Genomic DNA, 23,354 nt, shown 5'->3' on the forward strand with positions numbered 1-23,354 from the left:
TCACTGGCTCCTAGAAACATTGGCAAAAGATTTGTCTCCGAAAGGACTAAGAGTAATGCCCTGCAATTTGGCATTTCGAGCTTGATAATGAACGCCATGCGCGAGAGGGATAAGTGGCATGCGATCTTGAAGAATAGCTTGAGCTTGTAAGTAAATTTCTCTGCGATCTTCACGAACATCGGTTGCGATAGCGCTATCTAAATGGCGGTCAAAATAGCGGTTACACCAATTAGATAGATTCCAGCCCGTAAATTTCGCATTGCAAGAAAGAAGTGGGCGAAGGAAGTTGTCGGGGTCACCGTTATCAGCAATCCAACCGGTTAGGACCATATCTAAATTACTCGGGTCTTGCTTTAGCTGCTTACGGTTAATGTCCTCTTGAGCAACGATATTAACGGTAATGCCAATTGCAGCAAGGTTCGATTGAATAAGCTCCGCGGCTTTTCTCGGGCTTGGGTTATAGGACTTGGGCGTCAGCGGCACCAAAAGTTCTACCGTAAAGCCATGTCGATAGCCTGCTTTAGCCATCAGTCCAAGCGCAAGTTGAGGATCAAACGCCGTGGTGCTTTCACTGTCGTAAGCCCAAGACATGGGAGGAAGCATGCCTGTTGCGCTTGTGCCAGTGCCGTAGTAAACCGATTGAATGAGCGCATCGCGGTTGATAGCCAAGCTAATGGCTTGACGCACTTCAAGTTCTGATAACGCAGGGTGGCGAGTATTCAACGCAAGAAAGGCGACGTTCATACCGGTTTGTGACGCGAGAACAAAATCAGGGTTTTTCTCGATGACAGATAACTGACTGGCGATAGGCGACGACAACACGTCACACTCACGTGTGATCAGCTTGGTAAATGTCCCCGTTCCGCGTGTACTGATGTCAAAGATAACTTGCTCCATTGGCGCTGCACCATTCCAATACCCCCAATGGCGTTTCAATCGGATATAGCGGTGAGGTTGGTACTCATCCAAATAGAATGCGCCGGAACCCACGGGATGCGTATCAATACGTCCCGGTGTGCCTGATGTGAGTAGATGCTTGGCGTACTCCGCAGAATGAACAACAGCATAAGTTGTGGCGAGTGTAGAAAGGAACGACACATCAGGTCGAGACAAAGTGAATCTCACCTGATATTTACCGATGGCGGCGACATTATCGACAAGACCTCGGAAATCCATGCTGTCAAACCAAGGGTATTCGCCGCCGGACACCTTATGAAAAGGATGGTCAGGATCAATCAGTCGCTCGAAACTGAACACCACATCTTCTGCCGTCAATCCGCGGTGTGGAATAAACCAATCTGTCACTTGAAACGTCGCGCTTTTTCTCAGATTGAAGGTGTATTCCTTGCCATCTGGGCTGACTTCCCAACTCTGCGCAAGCATCGGCTTGGGCTGATAGGTATTGGGGTCCAACTGCAATAGGCGATCGAATAATTGGCTAGAAAGGGCGTCAGCGGTTAAGCCGCCGTCGGTTAGCTGCGGATTGAATGTATTTGGCTGACCCGGTCCACAATAGATAAACCCGCGATTTCGCGCAGAGTTGTCTGAGAACGGATCTTCACATCCTGCCAGAAGGAGAATGGTTACGCTTGCAATCAGCAAGCGGCTTAACGCGCTCATAAGCCAATGATTAGGTAATAAAGTTAAGATGTTAATTTACCACTGAAGCAACAAAGTCACCAAGTCACGGTGTAAATAAGAGGGTAATTTCAGAATAACAAACTGAAAACTCAGTCTGAATCGATGTTTTCATCACCAACCAGATTGTATTTTCGCAATAACCCTCTTACTTGATGGTAGCTTAACCCCAACAGCTCTGCGGCGCGTCTTTGATTGAACTTGGCATGTGTCATCGCAAATTCAACGATTTCTTTTTCTTGGTCTTGTTGCCACTGCCGCAAATCCATAGGCAGCACAAACTGAGGTGTTGCTTTCACTTCTGACGTTGGCATTGCTGCCCAAGGTGCTTTGTAAGGGTCTAACAGTATGGCATCGACAGGGCTGTCCTCGTCTGCATGACGATAGATTGCACGTTCAACCACGTTCTTTAATTCGCGCACATTGCCTGGCCAATGATAGTCGTTAAGGGCTTGTATTGCGCCAGAGGTAAAACCAGAGAAATAGTGATACCCAAGCTCTCGGCACATCTTCAATGCGTAGTATTCCGCCAGCAGCAAAATATCCCCGTGACGTTCGCGAAGCGGGGGAAGATGAATCACATCAAACGCGAGGCGATCGAGCAGATCTGCGCGAAATTCACCGTCAGCAGCCAGTTGTGGCAAGTTTTCGTTGGTGGCACAAATGAGCCGGACATCAGCGCTTAACATATCGCTGCCACCGACGCGTTCATACTCGCCATATTCAATCACGCGAAGCAGCTTTTCTTGTACACCTAGTGGTGACGTCGCCAGTTCATCCAAAAACAGTGTTCCGCCTTCGGCCCGCTCGAAGCGTCCTTTGTGGCGGCCTTTGGCACCGCTGAATGACCCCGCTTCATGACCAAATAGCTCTGAATCAATTAAGCCTTCGCTAAGGGCTGCGCAGTTTAGGCTCACCAAGGGGCCATCCCAACGTCGTGACAAATAATGAAGCCGTTTCGCAATCAGCTCCTTACCCGTTCCTCGTTCGCCAAGCAGCAGCACGGGTCTGTTTAATGGCGCGATTCGGGAGACATGATCGAGTACCGAGAGAAAGTGGTCAGACTCGCCGATAAGGTTGTCAGGCTTTTGCATGGCTAAATTTACCAACTGTTAGTTTATTTTATCATACGCTTATCACCCTACAATTCACTAAATTATTTAACCTATTGATATGTATTGATAATAAAAGTTGGCACGTTGCTTGATATAGACATTACCAAATGAGGTATTCCCTCAATCGGTAGGCGCACAGAGCGCATTCGGCATAAGGAGCATCACAATGGGTATTTTCTCTCGCTTTGCAGACATCGTTAACGCTAATGTCAACTCACTGTTGGACAAAGCAGAAGATCCACAAAAAATGGTTCGCTTGATCATTCAAGAGATGGAAGACACGTTAGTCGAAGTGCGCACTTCATCTGCCCGTGCACTGGCTGACAAAAAAGAATTGGCGCGTAAGATTGACGGCATCGAACGTCAAATGACAGATTGGCAGGAAAAAGCGACGCTGGCGTTGCAAAAATCTCGCGAAGATCTGGCTCGCGCCGCGTTAATTGAAAAGCAGAAAGTGCACGATATCTTGCTGACGCTAAAAGAAGAGTTCCATTTGGTAGAAGAAACCATTGGTAAGCTTGGCAATGAAGTCGCTGAACTGGAAACCAAATTAGCGGAAACCCGCGCACGTCAACAAGCGTTGGTGATCCGCCGTGAAACCGCAGGCAAGCGTCGTGACGTACGTCGTCAGCTAGACACCGGCCGCACCGATGAAGCGTTGGCTAAGTTTGAGCAGTACGAGCGCCGCATCGATGAACTTGAAGCGGAAGCAGACAGCTACAGCATTGGCAAAGGAAAGCATCTCGAAGACGAATTTGCCGATCTTCAAGCGCAAGATGAAATTGAAAAAGAACTCGCTCGTATGAAAGCGGAACTCAAGGACAAAGAATAAAACCTAACAAGGTAAGGAGTTGGCATGTCAATGGCGTTTTTATCCATCCCGTTGGTGGTGTTTCTCGTTTTCGTCGCACCCCTGTGGCTGTGGCTTCATTACCGCAGCAAGCGTCAAGTGGGTCAAGGCTTGAGTGGTGATGAGTACGAGCAGTTGCAAACACTGGCAGATCGCGCAGAAGCGCTGCAAGACCGTATTCATTCATTAGAGAGAATTCTTGATGAAGAAGCACCAAATTGGAGACATAAAGAATGAGCAAAACGTTGTATCGTGATCCTGTAAATGGGAAGCTCGGCGGCGTTTGTGCAGGTATCGCCGATTACTTGGGTGTAGAAATTTGGTTGGTAAGGATCATTACCGTGTCGGCTTTTCTGATTGGTCTGGGCTTTTTCGTGATTGTGGCATACATTGCTGCGACGTTGATTCTCGAAAAAATGCCGCCGGAAGAAGCAAAGAAAACTAACCATTTCCGAGAACATCAGGTCAAACAAAAACCTTGGCAACAAGGTAAATCAGCGAGTAACTTACTGGCCAATATTGATCAGGAAATGATGCAGATGGAGCAAGGGGTTGCCAAAATGGAAGCCTATGTGACCTCGAGCGAATTCGATCTTAATCGCCAGTTTAAAAAGCTATAATTTTTTAAGCTGTTATCCTCATCCCTCGCTCAAATAGCGGGGGATTTCTTGTTATAAGAGGAGCTGCTGCCGTCCATGAAATCTGTGAAAAGTCATGTTAATAAATGGGTAAGCCGCGGGCTTGACCGTCATGTTCGCCTTGCCGTAACAGGGTTATCCAGAGCCGGTAAAACGGCTTTTATCACGTCGCTCATCAATCAACTTCTTCATAGCGCCACAAATCCGCGGATGCCGCTTTTTCAGCCCGTGCGAGAAGGGCGCGTGCTAGGCGCACGTCGGGTTCAACAAACGCAGTTACACATTCCAGCGTTTGATTACGATCAGGGCATACAAGCATTGCGTTCGCAGCCACCTCGCTGGCCGTCGCCAACACGCGATGTGAGCGAAATTCGATTAGCCATTCGTTATCGTCCTGATAGCGGCGCAATGAAATTGCTGCAAGAAACGGCAACCTTGTATGTGGATATTGTGGATTACCCAGGCGAGTGGTTATTGGATTTACCGCTGCTTTCCATGAGTTTTGATGAGTGGTCGAGAAAACAATCCGGTATTTTAATCGGCAAACGTAAAGCGCTCGCAGAAGATTGGCTTGCGTCTTTAGAAACGTTTGACCCGCTGGCGGAAGCAGACGAAGTGCGCATTGCGGAATTGTCTGAAAAATTCACCGCCTATTTGCATGCCTGCAAAGACGAAGCGGGCTTGCACTGGGTTCAGCCAGGGAGATTCGTGTTACCCGGTGAATATGCTGGCGCTCCGGTGCTGCAATTCTTCCCTTTAGTGAATGAAAAGTATGGTGAGAGCCAGTTGGCGCAAGCCTCGCCTAGCAGCAACTATGCAATACTCAAACAGCGCTACGACTATTACTGTCAGCACATCATAAAAGGCTTCTATCAAGATCACTTTTCAAAAGTGGATAGACAAATTGTGCTGGTGGATACCTTACAGCCCTTAAACGCAGGGCCAGAGTCATTCAATGACATGCGTTTGGCCTTAGAGCAATTGATGCAAAGCTTTCGGTATGGCAAAAGTGGCTTGTTGCGTCGTCTCTTTGCACCGAGTATCGACAAAATATTGTTTGCTGCCACCAAAGCGGATCACGTGACGCCCGATCAGCATCCAAACCTTGTTTCCTTGTTGCAGCAGCTTATTCACGAAGCTTGGCAAACTGCCGCGTTTGAAGGTATTGATATGGAGTGCATCAGTTTGGCATCCATTCAGGCGACAGAACCGGGAATGGTTGATCACAAAGGCGAGTCAGTTTCGGCGCTTCGCGGCACACTCGAAACGGGTGAGCCAATGTTGATGTATCCGGGAGACGTGCCTCCGCGACTACCGAATGATGCATTCTGGCAAAACAGCCACTTTGAATTTCGACAGTTCAGACCCATGCCCAACGATGTTGATGAGCCATTGCCTCACATTCGGGTGGATAAAGCACTGCAGTATTTGCTGGGTGACAAACTCAGATAAAGGTACGACATGAGTGATTATAAAAAAGCGATTGTGTTTGAAGACACTGAAAAACCAGAAGAAGCGCCAAAGTTGACGGCACAGCGCCAGTTTGATGCTGGCGCGGCAACCTTCTCCGTTGCTCAAATTGAAGAAGAAACTGACGCCGAGCAAAGGCTTGAAGCTGCGCTGAAGCCAAAGAAAAAGCGTTGGGGTATGCGTGCGTTAGCCGCAGCAGGCATTGGCTTGGTGTGCTGGCAAACCGTCGACAGTGTTTGGACAGCCGTACAAGGCGGTGATTGGCTGACGGTGGGCTGGAGTGGCTTTGTCGCCGGTATTGCCGCATTAGGCGTGGCTGCTATTGGCCGGGAATTCATGGCATTACGTCGCTTAAAAGGGCGGCAAGATGAGCGCGATCAGGTATTAGCGATCATAGATGCTGACGGCATTGGTAAAGCCAAAGGCGTGTGTGAAAAGCTTGCGAAACAAGCGGGCACGCAAATGACGGCGGGTTATGACAAGTGGCAAACCTCGTTGGCTGCTACACACAACGACAAAGAAGTGTTTGAGTTGTATGACCATATGGTGGTGACCGAACAAGATGTTCGTGCGAAGAAAATGGTCACTAAATACGCGTCTGAAGCAGCCTTAATGGTGACATTGAGTCCTTTAGCGATTGCCGACATGTTGCTGGTGGCATGGCGTAACTTCCGTCTGCTCGAGCAAATATCTACTGTGTATGGCGTCAAACTCGGGTATTGGTCTCGTATTCGTTTGCTGCGCTTGGTGCTGGCTAATATGGCATTTGCGGGCGCCAGTGAAGCGCTCACCGACATTGGCACCGATCTACTTTCTGTTGATTTGGCGGGTAAACTGTCTGCGCGTGCTGCGCAGGGTCTAGGTGTCGGTTTGCTGACAGCGAGACTTGGTTACAGAGCCATGGCGGTGATGCGACCGCTGCCTTATGTCGGGACTAAAGCACCGAAATTGTCAGATATGCGTAAGCAACTGCTCGGCAGGCTGACGTCAGGCAACAAGAGCGCTGACAATAACCGAAGCTAAACGTTTTGCAGTTAAAAGACGACGAATCATAGATGTTGGCTCGTCATAGATAAGGGGCAGGGGATATCAACTGCTCCTTTTTTTCATCCCGCTCATCTCTTTTCATTCTCACGTTTTACACTGTGCTGCTTGACTCATACAGGCTTCGGGCGCAAACTTCGAAAACTGTCAACAATTCATGACACTTGGTGTGCGGATTTAATCTGGCGCACTGTGACCTCGAATTAACGCACCCTTCACATCAACATGGTCGGCATCGGTACATAGAAATATTGGACGATATCGACCTTATTGCTAGCAGGACATCACCGTGAGACTACAGGTCTTTTGCGAAGATCGACTTGGCTTAACCCGCGAGTTACTCGATATTCTGGCCAGACGCAGTATCGACTTGCGTGGCATCGAGATCGACCAAGTCGGGATTATTTACCTCAACTGCCCCGAAATAGAGTTCGACGAATTTCGACAATTAATGTCGGAAATTCGTCTGATAAGCGGCGTAACTGACGTACGGAAAATCCAATTTCTCCCTGCAGAGCGAGAGCACCGCGAACTTCGCGCGCTACTTGAAACCCTAAGCGATCCCGTTTTTTCCGTTAACCTTAACGGCAAAGTCGATATGGCAAATAAAGCCGCGTTTCGCCTGATGGATTGTAAAGAGGCTGATGTTATTGGTGAAATCGCGAACAACCTGTTCCCAGACTTCAACTTTACCCATTGGTTAGAGCGCGATAACGCCGGACAAATGTGTCGTCAAGTTGTTCTTTCAGGTATGGACTACCTGATGGAAGTGATGCCCGTGTATGTCACAGACAACGAAGACAAAGACGTACTTGCCAGTGCGGTGATTCAGTTGAAACAAGTGTCGATGAGTCACTTGCCGACCACGCTGTATCGTACGGCAGGCGAGCATGGTTTCGAGCACTTGGTGGGTCAGTCGAGCAAGTTCCGTGCACTGGTTAATCAGGCCAAGAAATTTGCGATGTTGGATGCTCCTTTGCTTATTCAAGGCGAAACGGGCACAGGTAAAGAGCTGTTAGCGAAAGCCTGTCACCAGCGCTCGCATCGTGCAGAGCAACCATTTTTGTTGGTTAACTGCGTGTCGATGCCAGATGATGCCGCTGAAACCGAACTGTTTGGTTGTGCGCCGGGTTTGGACCATGATGGCAAAAAAGGGCAATTTGAGCAGGCCGATGGCGGTACCGTTTTCCTTTACGAAGTGGGAGAAATGAGTCCGCATTTGCAAATTAAGCTGCTGCGCTTTATGCAAGACGGCACATTCCGCCGCGTTGGGGAAGAGCGTGAAATCAAAGTCGATGTTCGCGTGATCTGCTCAACACAAAAGAACTTGGCAGAGCGTGTCGCTGCGGGACAGTTTAGAGAAGATTTGTTCTATCGACTCAACGTATTGTCGCTAACCGTGCCGCCACTTCGTGAGCGTCCATCCGACGTGCAGCCTTTGGCTGAGTTGTTCCTCAATCAGTTCTCGGCAGAGTTGGGACAGGAAAAGCCAGCGCTTCAGCAAGGCATTCCTGAGTTTCTTTCCCAATATTCTTGGCCGGGGAACATTCGCCAATTGCGCAATGTACTGTTCCGTGCGATGACCCAGATTGAAGAGGGTTGCTTGACCAAAGACGACATCCAATTGCCAGAAACTGAGCAAGCGGCGTTTTTGACAGAAGAGACAATGGAAGGCTCGTTAGATGACATTATGAAGCGTTACGAGTCGGGTATTTTGTCGAACTTATATCGTAGTTATCCGTCGACACGTAAGCTAGCAAAACGCCTGAGCGTGTCGCATACAGCGATAGCGAACAAATTGCGTGAATACGCGATTGGCAAAAAAGCTTAACGAAAAAGTGACGAAAAGCGGCTAGTTTGCCGCTTTTTCTTCAAGAGTTAGCAGCCTCTGTTTGATCTCCAGCCCATAACGATAACCTGTTAGCTTACCGTCACTGCCAATCACGCGATGGCAAGGTACGATAAGCGGAATGGGATTGACATTATTCGCCATTCCCACCGCACGATATGCTTGAGGGTTACCAATGTCTTCGGCAATCTGGCTGTAGGTTCTCGTTTCACCATAAGGAATACGGGCCAACGCCTGCCAGACTTGGCGCTGAAATTCTGTGCCTTCCGGGGCTAATGGAATATCGAATTGAGTGCGTTTACCGGAGAGAAATTCGAGCAGCTGTTTTTTATACGGCGCGATCTGCGAGGGAGAGTGTTTCCACTCAAGGCTTTGCTCGAAGGGATGATAAAGACATAGCGAAAGTTGCCTAAGTCCGGATTCATCCGCCAACATGTGGATTTTCCCTAATGGGGAATCAAAGCTATCGTAGTACATAGGTCCAACACAAAAAATTAGACAGGAGGCGAGTTGTCAGTCGAAATTATAAACCCTTTCCCTAGTTTAAGCGTTGATAATCTAGTCATCCGCGCGATACAAAAAGCCGATGTCGCAAGAGTGGTTCGATATTTTCAGGTGAATCGCACATTTCTGTCGCCCTGGGAACCGCTGAGACCAGATGGCTTTTTCACCTATGAAGGATGGGAAAGACGCGTTGTTCAGCTCGCCGAATTGCAACGTCATGGGCTGGCGTACTACTTTCTGATCTTTGAAAAAGGCAGTGATGATGTCGCGGGTGTGATCACCTACAACAATATTATGCAGTTCCCTTTTCACGCCTGTAACGTTGGATACTCTCTGGCGGAATCATCACAGGGAAAAGGGCTGATGCGTCGGTCATTAAAAATCACCAACCAATGGCTGTTTGATAATCTTAACTTACACCGCATTATGGCGTCCTACATGCCGAGGAACACGCGAAGTGAAGCGGTATTACTGGAGGCGGGTTTTACCAAAGAAGGTGAAGCCAAAGATTATTTGCTGATCAACGGTCAGTGGGAAGACCACATTTTGACGTCCGTGATTAACCCCGATTGGGTGGCATCGATTAACGAGTAGTCAGTGTCAGTCGAACGATTAGCAGTAAGTCGTATGCCGCAAGTGTGAAATAGAAAAACTGAGTCACTTCCCTCAATAAAGAGCCCCGCCATGCAGCGGGGCTTTTTATTTCTAGCTTCTAGCGCTTAGGTCACAGTAATCATTCGCATGGTGTTGGTTGTACCCACATAACCCATGACATCACCTTGTGTGAAAATCACCACATCCCAAGGCTGCAGAAAGCCTTGCTCTTTCAATAGTGTGATTGCCTTGTGTGCCACATCAGGTCCTGCGCCTGTATCACTTTGGAAATAGATAGGTGTGACACCACGATAAAGCGCAGCGCGACGCAGTGTCGCTTCATGTTGAGACAAAGCAAAAATCGGTTTGCCAGAACTGATACGAGACATCATCAATGCGGTTTTGCCTGATTCGGTCAGCGATACCATCGCTTTTACCTTTGGCATATGGTTGGCAGCATACATACTTGCCATCGATACCGTTTCTTCAATCAACTCGAACTCTTTATTGAGTCGGTGATTGGACACGTTGATAGACGGCATTTTCTCCGCACCAATGCACACTTCTGCCATGGCTTTAACGGTTTCAAGCGGGTAATCCCCCGCGGCGGTCTCTGCCGATAGCATCACCGCATCGGTACCATCAAGAACGGCATTCGCCACGTCCATGACTTCTGCGCGTGTTGGCATCGGCGCTTTTATCATTGACTCCATCATTTGTGTCGCAGTAATCACGCAGCGGTTGAGAGCACGTGCACGGCGGATCAATTTTTTCTGTACGCCGACCAATTCAGGGTCACCAATTTCTACCCCGAGGTCACCACGTGCCACCATGACGACATCGGACGCTTCGATAATGTCATCGATATTTTCGTCAGTCGCGACCGTTTCCGCTCGTTCCACTTTGGCCACCAAGCGAGCGTCCAAACCCGCATCGCGCGCTAAAGAGCGGGCAAGGCGCATATCTTCGCCGTTACGAGGGAAGGAGATAGCAAGGTAATCCACGCCAATTTTCGCCGCGGTTAAAATGTCTTGTTTGTCTTTGTCTGTCAGTGCGGGAGCTGAAAGGCCTCCCCCTTTTTTGTTGATGCCTTTGTTGTTAGAAAGTGGGCCACCGACCGTTACGTCGGTATGTACACAGGTGCCCTCAACAGAAACAACTTTGAGTTGCACACGACCATCATCAAGAAGCAACAAATCTCCAGGGCCCACATCTTTTGGCAAATCTTTATAATCAAGACCCACGCGCGCTTTATCGCCTTTGCCCGCAGGTAAATCGCTGTCGAGGATAAAACGATCGCCAATCGCGAGATTTATCTTTCCGTCTGCAAACGTCGAAACGCGAATTTTGGGGCCTTGCAAGTCACCGAGAATACCAATGTGTGTGCCGAGTTTTGCCGCAATGGCACGAACTTGGTTGGCACGCTCAATATGGTCTTCTGCACTGCCGTGCGAGAAGTTCATTCGTACGACATTAGCGCCGCTCGCGATAAGCGCTTCTAACACGCCCTCTTTGTCAGTCGCAGGTCCTAACGTTGTTACGATTTTTGTCCGTCGCATTGGGTCAGTCATGAAAGTCCCCTGAAGATAAGATAGTTATTATTGATATGGGCAAGAGCTATTGATAATTGAATCTATAAGACAAGTGTAGCCGAGAGAGTGGCAGAGAAAGAAAAAGGGCAGACATTCTGTCTACCCTTTCAATTGCCTACGCTGTTTTATGTCAGCGCTTCTTTGTTGAATCGCGAATCTTTAATGGCTTCTTTCACGCGTTTTAAGTTTTCTCTAAACCCTGGGCCACGGCGCAGCGTAAAGCCCGTCGCCAGAACATCAATCACGGTCATTTGCACGACACGACTTGCCATTGGCATATAGATGTCCGTGTCTTCTGGCACATCTAGCGTGATGGTCAGGGAGCAGACTCTGTCTAGCGGTGAATTCTTTTCGGTGATACCGATAACGGTCGCACCGTTTTCTTTTGCCAATGTTGCTACGTCAACCAATGACTTGGTGCGTCCCGTGTGGGAAATAACAACAACAACATCACCGTCGCTGCAGTTAATGCAACTCATACGCTGCATAACAATGTCATTGAAGCAAACAATGGGAATATTGAAGCGGAAGAATTTATTCTGTGCATCGTGTGCCACAGAGGCAGATGCACCTAGGCCAAAGAAGGAAATTTTCTTAGCTTGCGTCAGCAAATCGACCGCACGATTGATTTGGAGGGTATCAATGCTATTTTTCGCCACATCTAAGCACGCCATGGTCGATTCGAAAATCTTGGCGGTGTAGGCATCAGCGCTGTCGTGTTCTTCGACGTTGCGGTTAACGTATGGAGTGCCATTGGCAAGGCTTTGCGCAAGGTGAAGTTTAAAGTCGGGAAAGCCCTTGGTATCGAGACGACGACAAAAGCGATTGACCGTCGGTTCGCTGACATCCGCCAGTTTTGCCAAAGTAGCAATACTTGAGTGGATAGCCGTTTGGGGCGAAGCGATAATAACTTCTGCCACCTTTCGTTCCGACTTACTAAAATGTTCAATATTTTTTTGTATTTTTTCTAGCGTGTTCATTCAGATTACCGCGTGGCTTCCGCTGTCTAAATTATCAGCAAGTGTTGTCGACATGATGAGTCGGTCGTCGCTGACCTCTTGGGTGAAATAAATCTAAGTTCAACAATGTTATAGTTGAGTCTAACGGGTACATTCACTGAAAGACATTTTAACCAAGAATTGACGTTAAAAAATTTGTATTCATTCACGCTTTTAGTTGCTTAATTACACAAAAGCGGTGTTTTTTTTCATCGTTCATGCGTTGCATTCCGATCTTGTGGCACGTGTTCGCTGGTTTTTTCGTATAAGTGAAAATGGATTACAGGGGGCTTTCGATGCCGAAACCATATAAAACAGTGTCAGTATGCGGATGCGGGTGGCTGGGTTTAGCGCTGGCAGAAAATCTAGTCAAAGATGGCATTGATGTACAAGGAACCAAGCGCTCGAAAGAAGCCGCTTTTGATCTGTCAAAAAAGGGCATTCACGGTGTGGTTTTTGATATCTATGATCAAAACCGACATAGTGGGGAGATCAGCGAAGCGAACAGTTCGTCGCTTTTTGGTAGCGATGTCTTTGTCGCCAACATTCCACCAGGCAGACGCACATTCGATCGCACTGAATTTGTCGTTGCCATGAAATCCTTGGTTGATCGCGCAAAAGCAGGCGGCACGCAACAGTTTATCTTCATCAGTACGACATCGGTATATGGGCAAGCCCAAGGCAAAATTTCTGAAGATAGCGTGTGCCATCCGAATACAGAATCGGGCATTGCTCATCGAGAAATAGAACGCTATATCCTAGAGGCGTTTCCGAACGGTGGTGTGGTGTTGAGGCTTTCAGGACTAGTGGGCGCATCCAGACACCCGGCAAAGCACATGGCAGGCCGAACCGGTATTACAGGTGGCAAAGACCCCGTGAACTTGATTCATCGTGATGATTGCATTCGCGCTATTTCAGCCATCATGAAACAACATCTTGGCGGTGAAACGCTGCACTTGAGTGCGCTAGACCATCCAACTCGCAGTGATTTTTATCGATGGGCGGCACAGGCAATGGGGCTACCCCAGCCAGAATTTATTGAAGATGGTGGAGAAGGGAAGTGGATATCATCAGATGTTACCCTTCAGCGCTTAGGTTTGACGCTGCGTTATCCATCGCCATATGACATGCCGCTGCCTGCATTAGACAGCTAGAACACCCTGCACAAGCCAGCCTTTTTGTCACCTTGTTTACTGATCTTGTTTGCTCACCAAATAGTACAGATAAAAAAAGCCCGCTTCAGAAGAAGCGGGCAACAAAAATGTTTGTAATTAGGAGTAAGAAAAAGCAGCAGTATTTAGTGATAAGTTGAAATTCATGTGTGGCGGCCAGCGATACATTTAAAGGCACTTATCATTTATCTACAGTTATTCAGACGCTGTGTATTTCAATAAGTTCAAAAAAAGTGAAATTTTTCTCTTTCTGATTTTCGTTGCGCTTCATTGACCCCTCGATCGGCACACTTCTCTTGTCTCCAGACGAAAAAAAGCCCGCTCTCAATATCTGATGCGGGCACTAGAAGATCAATAATTCTAAAAAAAAGCAGTGGCATTATATGTGACCTGAGTAACCAGACTTTGTTCCCGAAAAACGTGATTTTTTTCTCAAAAATGAGCGTTTTTATCTTTTGAATTCTCTTAATGTCTTATTAAACAGTTGGTTATTAATCGCTCTTTTTTTCATGTCGGAGAGAAAAATCGCCGATAAATGTTTTAGGGTTGTTATTAATGCTAACGAGATGTAAAGTTAAACGGTTGTTTAATACAGGTGAGTGAATATGGCAGGGAAAGGCGAAACCAAAGGCAAAATCCTTGATGCCGCAGAGCAACTTTTTGCAGAACATGGGTTTAAAGACACCTCTCTTCGCACGATCACGAGCAAAGCTGGGGTGAATCTCGCATCGGTTAACTATCACTTTGGCGACAAAAAATCCTTGGTGCGTGCGGTGTTAGCGCGTTATCTCGAAGAGTTCATGCCATTGCTTGAGCAAGAGCTGAAGTTACTGATGGTGAAAGACGATATTTCGATGGAAGACGTGTTCGCGTGCACCAAAAAACCGTTGCTGGGTTTAGATACGTTCCGTCGTCACGGTGCGTCTGTCTTCATGCAGCTTATCGGTCGAGGCTACACCGATGTTCAAGGTCACTTGCGTTGGTTCATCACAACCCGTTACGACAGTGTACTCAAGCTGTTCACGCAAGCGGTGATTAAAGCGAACCCATCGCTAAAACCAGAACATGTGTTTTGGCGTCTGCACTTTACCTTGGGTGCGGTCATTTTCACCATGGCTTCTAACGTTGCTTTGAGTGAAATAGCCGAAAACGATTTTGGCCACAATGTGTCAACAGAAGACATTGTGGACAGACTGATCCCTTACTTGGCTGCAGGCGTAGATGCACCAGCAGGTAAGGAATTATCACTTGTGCCGAGCGATTCATCGCGCAGTGCAGGGTAAGAAAACAATAAGAATAAAAAAACATTAACGTCTGACGAAACAAAAGGATCTGAATCATGAGCTCTCAACCATCACTAAGAAGACGCTACATCAGCGACCCTGCATTTAAGTTTTTTAAGAAAGTTCTGCCACCGCTTTCGATCACGGAACGAGAAGCCATGGAAGCGGGTAGTGTTTGGTGGGACGGCGAGTTGTTTGCAGGCAATCCAGATTGGAGCACGTTGCTGCATTACCCGAAACCACGTCTCTCGTCAGACGAGCAAGACTTTCTTGATAACCAGTTAGAAACCCTACTGGGTATGCTGGACGATTTCGACATTGTTCAAGAGCGCAAAGACTTACCACCTGAAGTGTGGGAATTCATGAAAAGAGAGAAATTCTTTTCACTCATTATTCCTAAAGAATTCGGCGGTTTGGCGTTTTCTGCTTACGCAAACTCAACCATCGTTTCTCGCATCGCAACGCGCAGCTTGAGTGCGGCAGTAACGGTCATGGTTCCTAACTCTTTGGGCCCTGGCGAGCTGCTGACTCACTACGGCACAGAAGATCAGAAAAACTACTGGTTGCCACGTTTGGCAAACGGCGACGATGTCCCTTGTTTCGCACTGACAGGTCCGGAAGCGGGCTCTGATGCAGGCTCTATCCCAGATATGGGTGTGGTTTGCATGGGAGAGTTTGAAGGCAAAGAAGTGCTGGGCATTAGCCTCACGTGGAACAAGCGTTATATCACCTTGGCGCCCGTCGCCACGGTATTGGGCTTGGCGTTCAAACTGCAAGATCCCGACGGCTTACTGGGTGAAGAGTCGCCACTAGGTATTACCTGTGCGCTGATCCCTGCGGATCACAAAGGGGTTGAAATTGGCGAACGCCATAACCCACTCGGGCTTTCATTTATGAATGGGCCAACTCGTGGCCAAGATGTGTTTATCCCAATGGATTGGGTCATCGGTGGACAAGACTATGTTGGCAAAGGCTGGCGTATGCTGGTGGAATGTTTGTCAGCCGGGCGTGGTATCTCATTGCCTGCACTAGGCACGGCTGTGGGCCACTTAACCGCTCGCACCACAGGCGCTTATGCTTACGTGCGCAAACAGTTCGGTATGCATATTGGTAAATTTGAAGGTGTCGCAGAGGCCATGGGACGTATTGGTGGTTACACCTACATGCTCGAAGCGGCGCGTACACTGACAACCACGTCATTAGATATGAAAGAAAAACCGGGCATTGTCACGGCTATTGCGAAATATCACATGACAGAGCTGGCACGAACCATCTTGAATGATTCAATGGATATTCATGCCGGGCGCGCGATCCAATTGGGGCCAATGAACTATATCGGCCACCACTACTTCGGGATGCCTGTTGCCATCACGGTAGAAGGCGCAAATATCCTCACGCGCAACTTGATGATCTTCGGTCAGGGCGCGACACGATGCCACCCTTATGTCCTTCAGGAAATGGAAGCGGCGGCTAACCCTGATTCAGCGAAAGGCGCAGAAGAGTTTGATGGCTTATTGATGAAGCACATCGGCTTCGCAACCAAAAACGTGATGATGGCGGTGACCAATGCGTTTACCCGTTCACGTTTTAATGGCTCACCAGTGTCTGGTGAAACCGCTGACTATTATCGTCAACTATCACGCATGAGCCGTGCGCTGGCTGTTACCGCAGACGTATCCATGCTGTCGCTTGGTGGCGAACTAAAACGCCGCGAAATGCTATCAGCGCGTTTAGGTGATGTGCTCAGCCATCTGTATTTGGCGTCCGCAGTATTGAAGCGATTTGAAGATGAAGGCCGTCAGCAAGCTGATTTGCCGTTTGTTCACTACTCGCTGCAACATTGCTTGCACCAGTGTGCTAACGCATTTGATGGCGCGTTTAACAACTTCCCTCGCAAAGGCGTGGGTCGCACGCTAAGAACCTTATTGTTCCCCATTGGCATGCACTACGATGCGCCGTCAGATGTTGTGGCAAATCAAATTGCAGACCTACTGATGACGCCGGGCGCACATCGTGAACGCTTAACGCACCTTTGTTATGTGGGCACGAAAGAAAGCGACCCAATCGCGATTATGGAAAGGGCATTTGACGCCATGCAAGGCATTAAACCGCTTGAGAAGAAACTGGCTGTCGCTGCGAAAAAAGGTCAGTTGCCTGCGAAGGGCATTCTGGCAGAGCGACTCGAGAAAGCACTGGAACTTAATGTGCTGACCAAAGACGAAGTCGAGCAAATCAAACAGGCTGATGCACTGCGCTCCAAAGCCATACAGGTTGATAACTTTGACCCGTCTTGGTTTGCCGATACGACGAAATCTGCGGCGTCTCGTAGCAAAAAAGGAAAAGCGGCTTAACATCGCGATCTTATCGACAAAAACGCCGCAATTGCGGCGTTTTTTTTCGTCAACACCTCCAACCACTGGCTGAATCCCGCCTTTTGCGACAAAAACGAGTGCTAAAACAAGATGAAGTATTTATCCTAAGCCCATCTTTGAAAGGAACATTGAATATGATCATCAAACCGAAAATTCGCGGATTTATCTGTACGACCACTCATCCAGTAGGATGTGAGGCCAACGTAAAAGAGCAAATCGAATACACCAAGGCTCAGGGTCCCATTGCAAATGCACCAAAGCGTGTACTGGTAGTCGGTTCATCTAGTGGCTATGGCCTGTCATCGCGCATCACTGCAGCGTTTGGCGGCGGTGCAGCGACCATCGGTGTGTTTTTCGAGAAGCCGGGCACAGAGAAAAAGCCAGGCACAGCAGGTTGGTACAACACTGCCGCATTCGACAAATTCGCTAAAGAAGAAGGCCTGTACTCGAAGAGTTTGAACGGTGATGCCTTCTCTGATGAAGCTAAAAAGAAAGCCATCGAGCTAATTAAAGAAGACCTCGGTCAGATTGATATGGTGGTTTACTCACTGGCATCGCCAGTCCGTAAGTTGCCAAAAACGGGTGAAGTGGTGCGCTCTTCACTGAAGCCAATCGGTGAGGTGTACACCTCAACAGCGGTTGATACCAACAAAGATGAAATCATCTCTGCCAGTGTTGATCCAGCCACCGAAGAAGAAATCAAAGACACCATCACCGTGATGGGCGGCGAAGATTGGGAACTATGGATCAAAGCATTGGGTGATGCTGGCGTATTGGCAGACGGCTGTAAAACCGTTGCTTATAGCTACATCGGTACTGAGCTAACTTGGCCAATCTACTGGGACGGCGCGCTAGGCCGCGCGAAGATGGATCTTGATCGTGCTGCGACTGCGCTGAATGAGAAACTGTCTGCGACCGGTGGCAGCGCGAACGTTGCTGTACTGAAAAGTGTCGTGACACAAGCATCTTCAGCGATCCCAGTGATGCCACTGTACATCGCGATGGTGTTTAAGAAAATGCGTGAAGAAGGCGTGCACGAAGGCTGTATTGAGCAAATCAACCGCATGTTCAACCAACGCCTGTACAAAGCAGATGGCACGGCACCAGAAGTGGACAGCGAAAACCGCTTACGTTTAGACGATTGGGAACTGCGTGATGACATTCAACAGTACTGTCGTGAGCTGTGGCCTCAAATCACCTCAGAGAACTTGAAAGAACTCACCGACTACGTTGAGTACAAAGAAGAGTTCCTGAAACTGTTTGGTTTCGGTATCGACGGTGTGGATTACGACGTAGACGTCAACACAGAAATTGAATTTAACGTTCAAGCTATCTAACGAGCGACGGATCTCCCGTTAGTTTGTTATTGAAAAGCCAGCAAAACCTTGCTGGCTTTTTTGTATCTCAAATCTTGAGACCACGTCCTATATGGGCTGTGACGAAAATTACCAGAAAAAATTGCTAAAAATTTGATCAATGTGGCTGATATTTATCATATTTGGTTGATAAAGAAGCAAACGAACTAAAACCCCTAAATTTATGCGTGACAGCCTCAAAAAGTTATGTAGAATGCCAACCCATACCGCAGCGGGAATCAATTCCTAGAAGCGGATGGAAACAAAGGCGCGTTGGCAGAGTGGCTATGCAGCGGATTGCAAATCCGTGTACCTCGGTTCGACTCCGGGACGCGCCTCCATATTTGCGACACTAGCTCAGCTGGTAGAGCGCAACCTTGCCAAGGTTGAGGTCATCGGTTCGAACCCGATGTGTCGCTCCAAATTTTCATTGTCGATATTATCGAGAGTGAAGCCATGTTAGACATGGCAAGTTGACATCGTACTTTGAACGATTAATCGGACGCGGGATGGAGCAGTCTGGTAGCTCGTCGGGCTCATAACCCGAAGGTCGTTGGTTCAAATCCGGCTCCCGCAACCACATTTTATTAATCGTTGAAAAACGGTTAATACTGCGACACTAGCTCAGCTGGTAGAGCGCAACCTTGCCAAGGTTGAGGTCATCGGTTCGAACCCGATGTGTCGCTCCAAATTTTGACTTTCGATTCGTCGAAAGTAAGTATGTAGAAATACATACGAAGATGGTGCCTATCATCGCAATCAAGAATTGCGTGCCCTGGTGGTGGAATTGGTAGACACAAGGGATTTAAAATCCCTCGACGTTCGCGTTGTGCCGGTTCAAGTCCGGCCCGGGGCACCATCCATAACAACGGCTTACAAGCTTACGCTTGTGAGCCGTTTTTATTTGCGTAATATTATTTGGTAATAATCGGCAGTCCCGAACGCTCTGGTTGTCAGCATCCAGACTGATGACCGACTCTCAATCCTGCTAAGTGCATGCTGATAGCCGTTGATGAAAGCGCGGCAGGCATAGTTCCCAGTACATCTGAGTGGCTTACCCACGGGTAGGGAAGTTTAGCGAGCCAATCAAACAGTGTGGATTCTACGTCGTTGGGTAACACACTCATGTCGTGAATCTCTATAGTTAATTGCTTAGCCCCGCCAGGGGTATTGTTGTCAAAACACCAAGCGTAATCACCAAAGCCCACTTTTATCTGCCCTGACGTTTTGTTTTTCATGCCCACTAACCAGCCGCAATGCAGTGAGTCTTTTGTCTGTTTCAGTGTGTCGGTCAGGCAAAAGGTGTAGATGTTTTCATTGTTGGCGTTGAAATCGCGACATAGCGTGTCCGTTATTTTTTCTAAGCCCTCTGTGCGAGGAGGAAAGGCGATGTTGCTCGAGTCGACCTTCATCGATAAAACGGCCTCTTCTGTGAATACGTTTCTCATCAAATGTGGTTTGTTGTTGTCTTTGGCGAGCACATACATGGTGACGGCGTTTTGCTGCTTGCTGATCATTTTCGCGTTTCCTTATGCGGGTCATCCGTGGCGTTTTAATGTTGCAGAGCGGCGTGTTTTCGTCCAATTCCTTCTTTTTACGCGTAGCGATAAATAAAACTGATGTGAACTGTCGCGTCCTTGAGAAACGCTAATTAAATGCTGTCTTACGCGAATTAGCTGAATCTAGCGGCACTTCTCTATCGTCCCGACTAAGTGTTTCCCCAAACACGAAACCAGAAATTTGGAATTTCCCGCTTAGAAACCTTTGTCGATGGTCTGGTTTTCGAACGATATACGTGGGCGTTTACGTGCTCCAAGGGCTGGGTTAATCAATAGGACGATAATATGAAGTACATAATTGCTGCGGCGACCTTGGTAGCACTCGTGGCGTGCCATGATGACAATCATGCAGTAACACCGACTCCTCCTTCCCCTGAATTTACTGCCACTAAAACCTATGTGTTAGCGCTCAACGGACGCCAAGCGGTGCCCATGAATGACTCTATACGCACGGCAAGTTCAACGGTGCAGCTGGATGAAAACACCCAACAACTGCAAGCAACCCTCGACACCGCTAATTTGCCAGAATTCACCGCAGCGCATATTCATGCCGGTGATATTGGTGAAACAGGCGGCGTTGTCTTTCCATTTAATACGCCGGATTCAAATGGGTTAGCCAGTATTGATGTGAGCGACCTGACCGATGAGCAGCTTCAAACCCTGCTAAGTGGTGATTGGTATATCAATCTGCATACAACGCTTGTTCCATCGGGCGAAGTGCGAGCGCAAATTGTGCCGAATACCACCACGATTTACACCTTCGAGGTGGATAGCGAACAGGAGGTTCCAGCTGTGACGAGTGCGGCGACGGGCGATGGTTATGCGGAATATGACAGCGAGAGCAAGGTGTTGAATTTGCGTGTTAACACAGATGGAATTGACGATGCGACAGCCGCGCACATTCACACTGGCGATGTCGGGAGCAATGGCGGTGTGCTGGTCGTTCTCGATCAAGATGCGGAAGACAGCAGCGTGTGGACAGCACCTGAAAACACGGAAATTGATGCCGCTACCTTGGCCGTGTTGAACGCGGGTGGTTATTACACCAACTTCCACACACCAGCGAACCCTGGGGGTGAAATCCGTGGGCAAGTGCTGGCAGACAACCACGTGTTATTGACGTTCCCATTGTCAGGCAGCCAAGAAGTACCTGCCGTGACGATAGCGGCTAAAGGTGATGGTTATGCGTTGGTTGATAAAAACAGCGGTGCGTTGACCTTAAAGGTGATAACGACAGGTGTTGCGGATGCTACCGCCGCGCATGTTCACTCTGGTGCGAGCGGTTCAAACGGTGGTGTGTTGGTTGCATTAGAACAAGAGACGGGTGATGCAAATATCTGGAATGCTCCGGCGAACACGGAGTTAAATGCGTCGGCATTGACCACGTTTGTGTCCGGTGGGAACTATGTGAATGTCCATACCCCTGCAAATGCGGGAGGCGAGATCCGAGGACAAATTGACTAAATATTTTCCCTCAAGATAACGTCTATACCAGCCGATGAACAACGCTAACGGATTAAGTGTTGTTCACGGCGAGCAAAGTTAAAACGGCCTAATAGGGCCGTTGTTCACGCTTGGCATATTTAAAAAGAGAATTGATTGAAAAACGTTACTTTTGAGGGTTTTTGAGCAGTTTCTTTTTTCCCACGTGATTAAATATTCAGCATCAGTTAATCAATGGAGAGAGACAATGAGCGTAAGAGTCACCCTTAATTGCAACGTTAAAGCAGGTCAGCATGAAACGTTATTGCCTTTTCTAGATAAGAACTTACCGAATGTGAGGGGGTTTGATGGCTGCTTGAGTGTGGACGTCTATTTTGATGAAAAAGGCGAGGAAATGCTGTTAGAAGAAGAGTGGTTAAGCATTGAAAAGCATCAAGCATACATAGGTTACATTCAGCAAAATGGCGTACTAGGTGAGTTGGCAGCATTCTTTTCGTCGGCACCTGTCACTAAGTATTTTCACAAAGAAAGTGTTTAGTTAAGCCATATAAAACAGTCAGCTAACACGTTAACCAAATGGCGGACCAGTTAGCTATCAGGCAGCATTTGAATGACTGGCAAAACTTAGCTCAGAAAAATTCGCTAACGAAATATCTGAGTCGATTCAATTCAACAGACTTGATCGAGCATTCAGGCCATAGTCGGTCGCTTTACCTGACCGAGGAAATCGATTTTCTTTTGCACAGAAAACACATAAAAACGGCTCACACGCTTATGCCTGTGAGCCGTTTTTATTTGCGGATTATTTACGGAAAAGCCTATTGCAGATAAACGGACTCGTTGGCTTTATCCACTTCGGTTAAAAACAAATTCAACAGTTCTGTGCCTTTCTCGCCATGGGTTTCTTTAATGTACTCAATCACGCCAGGCTGCGTGGCGTCGCTCATTTTCTGACGTGCTGTCGCGGTGAGGGCGTTGATCTTCATTTTCGATTTCAGACCTTCAATGCCACGGTCGCTAGACGCTTCGATCAGACGGGACAAGCCACGGTTTGAGCTTAATGCGATTTCGACGGCATCAGAGACAATTTTCTGTTGTTCAGCGGTAAGGCCGTCATAAAAGTCTTTGTTGATCATGAAGGTGTAAGGTGCAAACAAGTGATTTGTCAGCGTTAGGTAACCTTGCACTTCATTAAATTTGGCAAACGAAACCGTCGGGATTGGGTTCATTTGTCCGTCGATCACGCCCGTTTGCAGTGACGAGTAAACTTCACCCCAAGACAAAGGGTACGCCTCAGCACCCAGAGATTGAATGATCTTCTGATGAGTTGGCAGTGTCATGGTACGAATGCGTAGCCCTTTAAAATCATCAAGCGATTCAAGCGGGCGCTTGGAGTTGGTGACGGAGAAAAAGCCGCCTGTATCGGGGAAGCCCAACACTTTGACATCTTTTAGCTCGCTCTCAATATCTCGTGCTAATGCCTGACCAAATTTCCCATCCAGGACTTCATAAGTGGACGCGTTGCTGGTGAAAGCAAAAGGGACATCCAGTACACCGATTCGTGGGTAATAACCTGCAAGTGGGCCGACAGGTGCCAATGTTCCCTGCAACTGACCATCACGAACCATTTGGATGTGTTCTTTCGCCGTACCAAGTTGGTTGCTCGGGAAAACCTGTACTTTAATTTCGCCGTTAGTGGCCACTTCGACAATATTTTTGAATACACCCGTGAACGCGTGCGCCGGGTTTTCCATCATGTCCGCTTTGTTGTCATGACCGATACGAAGCACTTTCTCAGCCATAGCAAAAGGTGCTGACAATAAGGTAGTGGCGAGCGCTGCTGCGATCAGGGATTTGTTGATGGTTTTCATAATCACT

At 48.1% G+C, this 23,354-nt stretch carries 20 protein-coding genes and 5 tRNA genes; 18 read left to right on the forward strand and 7 right to left on the reverse strand.

From position 1 onward, the window contains the following. Positions 1-1,620: an ABC transporter substrate-binding protein SapA gene (gene sapA, locus AC3CIC_RS05225; protein ID WP_488515532.1), complete on the reverse strand. Its 1,620-nt coding sequence runs from the start codon at positions 1,618-1,620 to the stop codon at positions 1-3. Positions 1,621-1,730: 110 nt separating this feature from the next. Next, on the reverse strand, positions 1,731-2,732 hold the full coding sequence (pspF, locus tag AC3CIC_RS05230; protein WP_017004845.1) for a phage shock protein operon transcriptional activator: 1,002 nt from the start codon (positions 2,730-2,732) through the stop codon (positions 1,731-1,733). A gap of 187 nt (positions 2,733-2,919) precedes the next feature. Between pspF and pspA the strand changes: the two genes are divergently transcribed. From pspA to tyrR, 6 genes are all read left to right on the forward strand, one after another. After that, positions 2,920-3,585: a phage shock protein PspA gene (gene pspA, locus AC3CIC_RS05235; RefSeq protein WP_016960486.1), complete on the forward strand. Its 666-nt coding sequence runs from the start codon at positions 2,920-2,922 to the stop codon at positions 3,583-3,585. A gap of 24 nt (positions 3,586-3,609) precedes the next feature. Continuing rightward, entirely contained in the window at positions 3,610-3,840 is a 231-nt protein-coding gene (gene pspB / locus AC3CIC_RS05240) for an envelope stress response membrane protein PspB (protein ID WP_016960485.1), read from the forward strand. Then, complete coding sequence (pspC, locus tag AC3CIC_RS05245) at positions 3,837-4,223, forward strand: envelope stress response membrane protein PspC (RefSeq protein WP_488515533.1); 387 nt, start codon at positions 3,837-3,839, stop codon at positions 4,221-4,223. The genes pspB and pspC overlap by 4 nt, the downstream gene beginning before the upstream one ends. Before the next feature lie 75 nt (positions 4,224-4,298). Continuing rightward, positions 4,299-5,693, forward strand: coding sequence for a YcjX family GTP-binding protein (locus tag AC3CIC_RS05250; protein ID WP_394212765.1), 1,395 nt, complete (start codon positions 4,299-4,301; stop codon positions 5,691-5,693). A gap of 9 nt (positions 5,694-5,702) precedes the next feature. Then, positions 5,703-6,734 (forward strand): YcjF family protein, encoded by a 1,032-nt coding sequence (locus AC3CIC_RS05255; RefSeq protein ID WP_488515534.1) that lies wholly within the window; start codon positions 5,703-5,705, stop codon positions 6,732-6,734. Between the two features lie 310 nt (positions 6,735-7,044). Continuing rightward, a complete protein-coding gene (gene tyrR / locus AC3CIC_RS05260) occupies positions 7,045-8,586 on the forward strand; it encodes a transcriptional regulator TyrR (RefSeq protein WP_488515535.1) in 1,542 nt (513 codons plus the stop codon). A gap of 21 nt (positions 8,587-8,607) precedes the next feature. Here the strand turns inward: tyrR and AC3CIC_RS05265 are convergent, their stop codons facing one another. Then, positions 8,608-9,081 (reverse strand): methylated-DNA--[protein]-cysteine S-methyltransferase, encoded by a 474-nt coding sequence (locus AC3CIC_RS05265; protein WP_026024058.1) that lies wholly within the window; start codon positions 9,079-9,081, stop codon positions 8,608-8,610. A 33-nt stretch (positions 9,082-9,114) separates the two neighbouring features. Between AC3CIC_RS05265 and rimJ the strand changes: the two genes are divergently transcribed. Next, entirely contained in the window at positions 9,115-9,702 is a 588-nt protein-coding gene (gene rimJ, locus AC3CIC_RS05270; RefSeq protein WP_016960479.1) for a ribosomal protein S5-alanine N-acetyltransferase, read from the forward strand. A 125-nt stretch (positions 9,703-9,827) separates the two neighbouring features. On the opposite strand, the gene pyk is transcribed toward rimJ, so the two are convergent. Next, positions 9,828-11,273 carry a pyruvate kinase gene (pyk, locus tag AC3CIC_RS05275; protein ID WP_016960478.1) on the reverse strand — a complete coding sequence of 482 codons (1,446 nt, stop codon included), beginning with the start codon at positions 11,271-11,273 and terminating at the stop codon, positions 9,828-9,830. A gap of 146 nt (positions 11,274-11,419) precedes the next feature. After that, positions 11,420-12,274, reverse strand: coding sequence for a MurR/RpiR family transcriptional regulator (locus tag AC3CIC_RS05280; protein ID WP_488515536.1), 855 nt, complete (start codon positions 12,272-12,274; stop codon positions 11,420-11,422). Positions 12,275-12,588: 314 nt separating this feature from the next. On the opposite strand from AC3CIC_RS05280, the gene AC3CIC_RS05285 reads away from it, so the two are divergent. The 9 genes from AC3CIC_RS05285 (at position 12,589) to AC3CIC_RS05325 (ending at position 19,333) form a co-directional block, all read left to right on the forward strand. Then, positions 12,589-13,446: an SDR family oxidoreductase gene (locus AC3CIC_RS05285; protein WP_488515537.1), complete on the forward strand. Its 858-nt coding sequence runs from the start codon at positions 12,589-12,591 to the stop codon at positions 13,444-13,446. Positions 13,447-14,069: 623 nt separating this feature from the next. Beyond that, complete coding sequence (gene psrA, locus AC3CIC_RS05290) at positions 14,070-14,747, forward strand: TetR family transcriptional repressor PsrA (protein ID WP_016960475.1); 678 nt, start codon at positions 14,070-14,072, stop codon at positions 14,745-14,747. A gap of 56 nt (positions 14,748-14,803) precedes the next feature. Next, positions 14,804-17,098 (forward strand): acyl-CoA dehydrogenase, encoded by a 2,295-nt coding sequence (locus AC3CIC_RS05295; protein ID WP_017004847.1) that lies wholly within the window; start codon positions 14,804-14,806, stop codon positions 17,096-17,098. 155 nt (positions 17,099-17,253) lie between these two features. Continuing rightward, on the forward strand, positions 17,254-18,456 hold the full coding sequence (fabV, locus tag AC3CIC_RS05300; protein WP_016960473.1) for an enoyl-ACP reductase FabV: 1,203 nt from the start codon (positions 17,254-17,256) through the stop codon (positions 18,454-18,456). A gap of 285 nt (positions 18,457-18,741) precedes the next feature. Then, positions 18,742-18,815: transfer RNA gene (locus tag AC3CIC_RS05305), tRNA-Cys, on the forward strand. A gap of 5 nt (positions 18,816-18,820) precedes the next feature. Further along, a tRNA-Gly gene (locus AC3CIC_RS05310) sits at positions 18,821-18,896 on the forward strand. Positions 18,897-18,977: 81 nt separating this feature from the next. After that, positions 18,978-19,054, forward strand: a tRNA-Met gene (locus AC3CIC_RS05315). Positions 19,055-19,087: 33 nt separating this feature from the next. After that, a tRNA-Gly gene (locus AC3CIC_RS05320) sits at positions 19,088-19,163 on the forward strand. Between the two features lie 83 nt (positions 19,164-19,246). Beyond that, positions 19,247-19,333 (forward strand) — tRNA-Leu (locus AC3CIC_RS05325). A 94-nt stretch (positions 19,334-19,427) separates the two neighbouring features. Here the strand turns inward: AC3CIC_RS05325 and AC3CIC_RS05330 are convergent. Beyond that, positions 19,428-19,991, reverse strand: coding sequence for a hypothetical protein (locus AC3CIC_RS05330; protein ID WP_488515538.1), 564 nt, complete (start codon positions 19,989-19,991; stop codon positions 19,428-19,430). 327 nt (positions 19,992-20,318) lie between these two features. On the opposite strand from AC3CIC_RS05330, the gene AC3CIC_RS05335 reads away from it, so the two are divergent. Both AC3CIC_RS05335 and AC3CIC_RS05340 read left to right on the forward strand, forming a co-directional pair. Beyond that, positions 20,319-21,497, forward strand: a complete 1,179-nt coding sequence (locus AC3CIC_RS05335; protein WP_488515539.1) for a CHRD domain-containing protein — start codon at positions 20,319-20,321, stop codon at positions 21,495-21,497. Between the two features lie 226 nt (positions 21,498-21,723). Then, a complete protein-coding gene (locus tag AC3CIC_RS05340; protein WP_488515540.1) occupies positions 21,724-22,014 on the forward strand; it encodes an antibiotic biosynthesis monooxygenase in 291 nt (96 codons plus the stop codon). Between the two features lie 280 nt (positions 22,015-22,294). Here the strand turns inward: AC3CIC_RS05340 and AC3CIC_RS05345 are convergent, their stop codons facing one another. After that, entirely contained in the window at positions 22,295-23,347 is a 1,053-nt protein-coding gene (locus AC3CIC_RS05345) for a TRAP transporter substrate-binding protein (RefSeq protein ID WP_017004863.1), read from the reverse strand. Positions 23,348-23,354 lie beyond the last annotated feature (7 nt).

The organism is Enterovibrio sp. QJM3NY_24 (assembly GCF_057786035.1).

Bases quoted from the DNA above. Each gene is read 5' to 3' on its own strand.
- fabV (WP_016960473.1), top strand. From the start codon at position 17,254: ATGATCATCAAACCGAAAATTCGCGGATTTATCTGTACGACCACTCAT.
- pspF (WP_017004845.1), bottom strand. From the start codon at position 2,732: ATGCAAAAGCCTGACAACCTTATCGGCGAGTCTGACCACTTTCTCTCG.
- AC3CIC_RS05280 (WP_488515536.1), bottom strand. From the start codon at position 12,274: ATGAACACGCTAGAAAAAATACAAAAAAATATTGAACATTTTAGTAAG.
- AC3CIC_RS05340 (WP_488515540.1), top strand. From the start codon at position 21,724: ATGAGCGTAAGAGTCACCCTTAATTGCAACGTTAAAGCAGGTCAGCAT.
- psrA (WP_016960475.1), top strand. From the start codon at position 14,070: ATGGCAGGGAAAGGCGAAACCAAAGGCAAAATCCTTGATGCCGCAGAG.
- pspC (WP_488515533.1), top strand. From the start codon at position 3,837: ATGAGCAAAACGTTGTATCGTGATCCTGTAAATGGGAAGCTCGGCGGC.
- AC3CIC_RS05345 (WP_017004863.1), bottom strand. From the start codon at position 23,347: ATGAAAACCATCAACAAATCCCTGATCGCAGCAGCGCTCGCCACTACC.
- AC3CIC_RS05250 (WP_394212765.1), top strand. From the start codon at position 4,299: ATGAAATCTGTGAAAAGTCATGTTAATAAATGGGTAAGCCGCGGGCTT.
- AC3CIC_RS05265 (WP_026024058.1), bottom strand. From the start codon at position 9,081: ATGTACTACGATAGCTTTGATTCCCCATTAGGGAAAATCCACATGTTG.
- AC3CIC_RS05285 (WP_488515537.1), top strand. From the start codon at position 12,589: ATGCCGAAACCATATAAAACAGTGTCAGTATGCGGATGCGGGTGGCTG.
- pyk (WP_016960478.1), bottom strand. From the start codon at position 11,273: ATGACTGACCCAATGCGACGGACAAAAATCGTAACAACGTTAGGACCT.
- pspB (WP_016960485.1), top strand. From the start codon at position 3,610: ATGTCAATGGCGTTTTTATCCATCCCGTTGGTGGTGTTTCTCGTTTTC.
- sapA (WP_488515532.1), bottom strand. From the start codon at position 1,620: ATGAGCGCGTTAAGCCGCTTGCTGATTGCAAGCGTAACCATTCTCCTT.
- AC3CIC_RS05330 (WP_488515538.1), bottom strand. From the start codon at position 19,991: ATGATCAGCAAGCAGCAAAACGCCGTCACCATGTATGTGCTCGCCAAA.
- pspA (WP_016960486.1), top strand. From the start codon at position 2,920: ATGGGTATTTTCTCTCGCTTTGCAGACATCGTTAACGCTAATGTCAAC.
- AC3CIC_RS05335 (WP_488515539.1), top strand. From the start codon at position 20,319: ATGAAGTACATAATTGCTGCGGCGACCTTGGTAGCACTCGTGGCGTGC.
- AC3CIC_RS05255 (WP_488515534.1), top strand. From the start codon at position 5,703: ATGAGTGATTATAAAAAAGCGATTGTGTTTGAAGACACTGAAAAACCA.
- AC3CIC_RS05295 (WP_017004847.1), top strand. From the start codon at position 14,804: ATGAGCTCTCAACCATCACTAAGAAGACGCTACATCAGCGACCCTGCA.